General features: G+C 44.6%; 6 protein-coding genes and 1 pseudogene. 6 read left to right on the plus strand and 1 reads right to left on the minus strand.

Features of this window, described 5'->3' with window-relative positions; genetic code table 11:
* The 6 genes and pseudogenes from AC1DUA_RS22385 to AC1DUA_RS22410 form a co-directional block, all read left to right on the plus strand.
* A partial coding sequence (locus AC1DUA_RS22385) for a BclA C-terminal domain-containing protein (protein ID WP_477501879.1) occupies positions 1–963 on the plus strand: 963 nt, incomplete at its 5' end.
* Positions 964–1,215: 252 nt separating this feature from the next.
* Entirely contained in the window at positions 1,216–1,725 is a 510-nt protein-coding gene (locus tag AC1DUA_RS22390) for a GrpB family protein (protein ID WP_477501880.1), read from the plus strand.
* A gap of 11 nt (positions 1,726–1,736) precedes the next feature.
* The gene (locus tag AC1DUA_RS22395; RefSeq protein ID WP_477501881.1) at positions 1,737–2,072 is read left to right on the plus strand and encodes an HIT domain-containing protein; all 336 of its coding nucleotides are present in this window, start codon (positions 1,737–1,739) and stop codon (positions 2,070–2,072) included.
* Positions 2,073–2,096: 24 nt separating this feature from the next.
* Positions 2,097–2,189: pseudogene (locus AC1DUA_RS22400) on the plus strand (oxidoreductase); the annotation flags it as partial.
* A gap of 133 nt (positions 2,190–2,322) precedes the next feature.
* Positions 2,323–2,727, plus strand: a complete 405-nt coding sequence (locus AC1DUA_RS22405) for a hypothetical protein (protein ID WP_477501882.1) — start codon at positions 2,323–2,325, stop codon at positions 2,725–2,727.
* A gap of 407 nt (positions 2,728–3,134) precedes the next feature.
* Entirely contained in the window at positions 3,135–3,869 is a 735-nt protein-coding gene (locus AC1DUA_RS22410) for a MerR family transcriptional regulator (RefSeq protein WP_477501883.1), read from the plus strand.
* A gap of 73 nt (positions 3,870–3,942) precedes the next feature.
* On the opposite strand, the gene AC1DUA_RS22415 is transcribed toward AC1DUA_RS22410, so the two are convergent.
* Positions 3,943–5,105, minus strand: a 1,163-nt coding sequence (locus tag AC1DUA_RS22415) for an MFS transporter (protein ID WP_477501884.1), incomplete at its 5' end; no start/stop codon positions are given.

Here is a 5,105-nt window from a genome sequence, read left to right on the forward strand (position 1 = left end):
GCGACAGGGGCGACTGGAGATACAGGAGCTGCGGGAGCAACAGGGGCGACTGGAAGTGCAGGAGCTGCGGGAGCAACAGGAGCGACTGGAGATACAGGAGCTGCGGGTGCAACAGGTGCGACTGGAGGTACAGGCGCTGCCGGTGCAACTGGGGCAACTGGAGATATAGGAGCTACGGGAGCAACAGGTGCGACTGGAGCAACAGGAGCAACAGGAGCTACAGGTGTAATAGGTGACACAGGAGCTACCGGCGCTACCGGAGTTGCTGGTGCAACAGGAGCAACTGGTGCTACAGGTGTGATAGGTGAYACAGGAGCAACCGGCGCTACCGGAGTTGCTGGTGCAACAGGAGCAACTGGTGCTACAGGTGTGATAGGTGACACAGGAGCTACCGGCGCTACCGGAGTTGCTGGTGCAACAGGAGCAACWGGTGCTACAGGTGTGATAGGTGACACAGGAGCTACCGGCGCTACCGGAGTTGCTGGTGCAACAGGAGCAACAGGAGCTACAGGCGCAACAGGTACGACGGGTTCCACTGGCGCCACGGGGCCGAATTTCACGGACATTAACAGCTTTGCCGCGAATACGACCGGCTCCATCATCGCCGTTGTTCTTGGCGGAACCAACGTTCCAGTCCCGAACAATCAAGTTCTTAATGGCGGCATTACTGTCAATGGTGCTAACGATACGTTTACGGTGCCATCGGCTGGAAGCTATATGATTTCCTATCAACTAAATATAACGGCCGCTTTGTTGGTCAGCACGCGATTGCTTATTAATGGAACAGCATCAACTCCTTCCACTATTACACCAGTACTCTCTGTATCTGAGTTTAACAACATGGTCATATTAACTCTTACTGCGGGTACCACGATCACACTTCAATTATTCGGATTACTCGGTGCTGCGACACTGCTTGGCGGCGCTGCCGGCGCTGCGCTGACCATCGTTAGACTCTCTTAAGCTTAAATATACTAAGCATCCTATGACTTAACTCTAACCTTCTAGGCTCTTTCGCTTCCCTTCGGGAAACGGAAGAGCCATTTTTCTTTAGATAGAATCGCTCCGAATTAGCGCAATTTGAGGAAGCAAATGGTTAAAAGATAGATAGAATTACGGTATTATTATAGTAGGTTTTTAAAACAAAGACAGGATTAAATTTGCAATAAAAGGAAATATTTTTCGTGTTTATATCAGAAGGGAGTGAAAATTGGAATGGAAATTGATGAAACGATTAGCGTTGTTCCTTATGATGAAAAGTGGGACACCTTATTTCAAAATGAAMAAGTAAATCTTCTTAGTGCTTTCGGGGACGTAGCAATCGACATACAGCATTTCGGAAGTACTTCGGTACAAGGGATGTTTGCAAAACCGATAATAGATGTTTTGATAGGCATAAAAACGTTAGTGTTAAGCAATTCCGTAGCAGATAAACTAACACAAATTGGTTATGAAGGATTCGGAGAAGCTGGTGTAAAGGGAAGATYGTATTTCCGAAAACGTCAAGAACATGCCTATAATCTTGCTGTGGTCATTTGGAATAGCGAGCAATGGATAAATAATCTACTAATAAGAAACTACCTAAGAGATAACCCAGATGTAGCCAAACAATATTGTGAGAGAAAACACAACGCCATCAAAAAAGGATGTACGTCGCTCCTTTCATATTCAGCCGAAAAAGCTGATTATGTATTCAATTTACTCGAACAAGCTAAGAACCAATGAGGAGGTAGTGCATGTCGGAAGATTTTTATTGCGAAGAAGTATTAAGTGGTCGAACACCTGTACAAAAGGTATTAGAAACCGAAAATGTACTTGCATATTACCATACCCGACCCTTCTATCCAGTACACATTGTGACGATTCCTAAAAAGCATATTCCATCACTGGTTACTTTAGATGAAGACGACGACGATTTGCTAATCGAACTTATGAGCATTGTTAAGAAGGTAGCTTCCAATGTTGTTTCAGAACATGGTGCTTGTAGAGTAATAACCAACTTAGGTAAATATCAAGATTCAAAACATCTACATTTTCATGTGGTTTACGGACAACCATTAAATAAGGAGTGACTCTTCTCGCCTGGTGGCACTTTCTATTCGGGCACGAAATTCGCGGTTCGCGCGATTTCCGAGGGCCTACGTCATGAAGTCGGCGACAAGGTGCGGGTAACGTCTATCGAGCCCGGGGCGAACCTGGAAAGTATATGGACAACATCGCCGCCTTCGAAATTCACGAAGCTTTTTCCGGACGCATGGAGGAATTGTTAGCTTCACTTTAGAATAACTAAAGTTAAGAAACAGAAAGGGTGCCAACATCAATATGAAACGAACTTATATGCGCGATGGGATAATTGTAATAATTGCAATCACTGCACTAATTATTGGAATTAAGGCATTGTTAACGATACAGAACATAAATCGCATTACAAATGTAGAGCTAGTAGGGGCGCAAACGATTTACGGAGAACCTGGCTCCCAAATGATTGTACGGATGGGAAAAACACTGGCTGTGGCTACGGATAAAGAAGGCATTCCGGATCTGACTGCAGGTTTGGATCTTCAGCCGGGAACGTCGATTCCGGATAATCATTTGCTGTTTTTTCCGAAAACAACCCGAGGGCTCCAAGCCGATCTCCATACAGATAACGAGATTTGGATTACGGTTCGCGGCGGGTATAAGGTCTATGATGAGAGCGGGAAGAAAATTAAACCAATTATTGAATGATTTTAGAACAAACATTTGGCTCAGAAGAAAGAGTGTTGTTATTCAACTAGCGAATGAATTAAAGGATAAAACCTTGATTGGCTTCATGCCTGTCAAGGTTTCTTTTTTGAGGCAAATAAACTAGAGGAAAAAGGGGTTAAAAGATGCGAGTGTGCTGCATAGAGGAATAGACAAAAGACCGTTTGGACGGTGTGAAACTTTTGGTCGAATGGTCTTGTCTACTGAAGGAACAACATGGAAGTCACTGCTGTTCTGAGGACAAAAAAGCTGTGTCCGATAGTTTAAAAATCATTGGAGACCTTTTATTAGAGCATCCACGTATTTTTCGCTCGCATTGACAATGTCATAGTTAGCTTCAGATAGACACCAAGTGATACAGGAAGCTGTCAAATAAGAGCTTTATTCTCTTGAATATACATACGCATGCTGGGTACCGAATGTATTCCGACAACGATCTTGTCAAGATGCAACAAGTTCTGGCTCTAAAGTATCTCGGCTTCACTCTCGCCCAAATAAAGATCTTGATACATACGGGTCCACAGCAATTTCCGGACGCTTTACAAACACAAAAAGATATGATGTTGGAAAAACGAGCTCAGCTTGACTCGATCATACTCGCTATAGAGGAAACGGAGAAAATTGTGGATGAAGGCGCAGTCGACTATAACTCAATCGTGAAAATAATGGAGGTTATGCAGATGGAATTGAAACCGGAATGGGTCAATAAATATTTGACAGCCAACGAACGCAAGGCGATGCACGGCCTGGTTGTAAATTCATATTCACAAGAGGCGTTGAAGAAGCTAGCAGATCAGGATTTCGTCGAAGAATCTCATCTCCAATATACTGAATTCCGAGCCGAGCTAAAGCAGCTCGTGGCAGGTAAAGCTGATCCAGGAAGCCGGGAGGCCCAGGGACTGGCACGGTTCCTAACGGATCTAAATGCGAGACGAACTCAGGGAAACCCTGAAATCCTTGAAGGAATGAAACAAGCTTGGAACAGCTTCAACGCGCTGCCTGACGATATGAAACCGCAGATTTACACGTTGTCCAAGGAAGAGCAGGAATTCATCAAACAAGCGTGTATCATTATGTACAAGGAGTCAGCTTTTTTACAAACAGACTACCGCGGAGCCGAATGAGGAAATATGAAACAGGAAAGGAAATGCATCCTAATGAGAAGCATTTCCTTTTCTGAATTCAAAGGCTTGGGGATCAATTTGTTTTTATAGTCGGACGAATCGCATTTAGAGCAATTAGAGCAGCAATGATTACTCCAAGAGAACCTAGCCATACAACAGAAGTTTCCGAAAAACTTTTTACGATAATACCTCCAAGTCCAGCGCCGATAGCCATTGAAAGCTGTGAGACAGAAGTATACAAGCTTATCATGATGCTTGAGGCTTCAGGCGCTTGATTTACCAAATGAACCTGCTGCGTTGGACCGGAGGACCAAAGAGATAGTGACCATAAAACAAGAACTGGGATTACTATTGCCATGTAATGTGCGCCCAACGCTAGAAGTAAGAGGGCGACTGCATGAAGAAGAAGGCCTGTAATCAACGTTTTGCGCACGCCCCATTTATCGGTTGCATAGCCGCCGATCTTGGCTCCGAACATGCTGGAAACCCCGAAGATGAACAAGGCAATGCTGATAGTACTCGAACTCAGTCTAGTTACATTTAGCAGGAATGGCGTAATATATGTGAACGCGATAGAATAGCCAAGAATCCAGAAGAAAACCACGAGTAAAGCTTTCGCAATTTTAGGTTCTCTCAAAAAGGCAATTTGCATACGAAGCGGCACTGGAGCCTCACCTTCCGTATGTGGAATTGCACCCATTAAGACGAAGATTGCAGCTAATCCGAGTACACCCAAAGCAATAAAATTGAATTTCCAATCCATGTTCGCGGCGATGACTCTTCCCAAGGGAACACCGACAACTAAGGAAGTACTAAATCCCATGACCACGGTAGAAATCGCGCTGCCAATCTTTTCTGGTTTCACCAGTTTGGTAGCCATTGTAATCGCTACAATTAGGAAGATGCCGGCGCTAAGCGCGAGGACAACCCGGGATAGAAGCAGAGGGAGGAATCCTGGTAAGAAGATGACCATTGCGTTACCAATCACAAAGGTCACGAGTGACGAGATCAGAAGCGTTCTTCTGTCCATTTTTGCTGTGAGGGCAACCAGAATCGGTGTGCCGACTGCATAGCTGAGCGAGAAAACTGAAATTAATTGACCGGCGGAAGCAATGGAAACACCTGTATCTTTTGCGATGATATCTAAGAATCCAGCAACGACTACTCGGAAGTCCCTACGAAGAAAGTAACGATCGCAAGAAGAAATATTTTGAATGAACTTGACATGATGTATAG

It is taken from the genome of Paenibacillus sp. 01T422 (assembly GCF_056398785.1).

Coding starts and splice junctions, on each gene's coding strand:
- AC1DUA_RS22395 (WP_477501881.1), top strand. CDS start 1,737: ATGTCGGAAGATTTTTATTGCGAAGAAGTATTAAGTGGTCGAACACCT.
- AC1DUA_RS22405 (WP_477501882.1), top strand. CDS start 2,323: ATGAAACGAACTTATATGCGCGATGGGATAATTGTAATAATTGCAATC.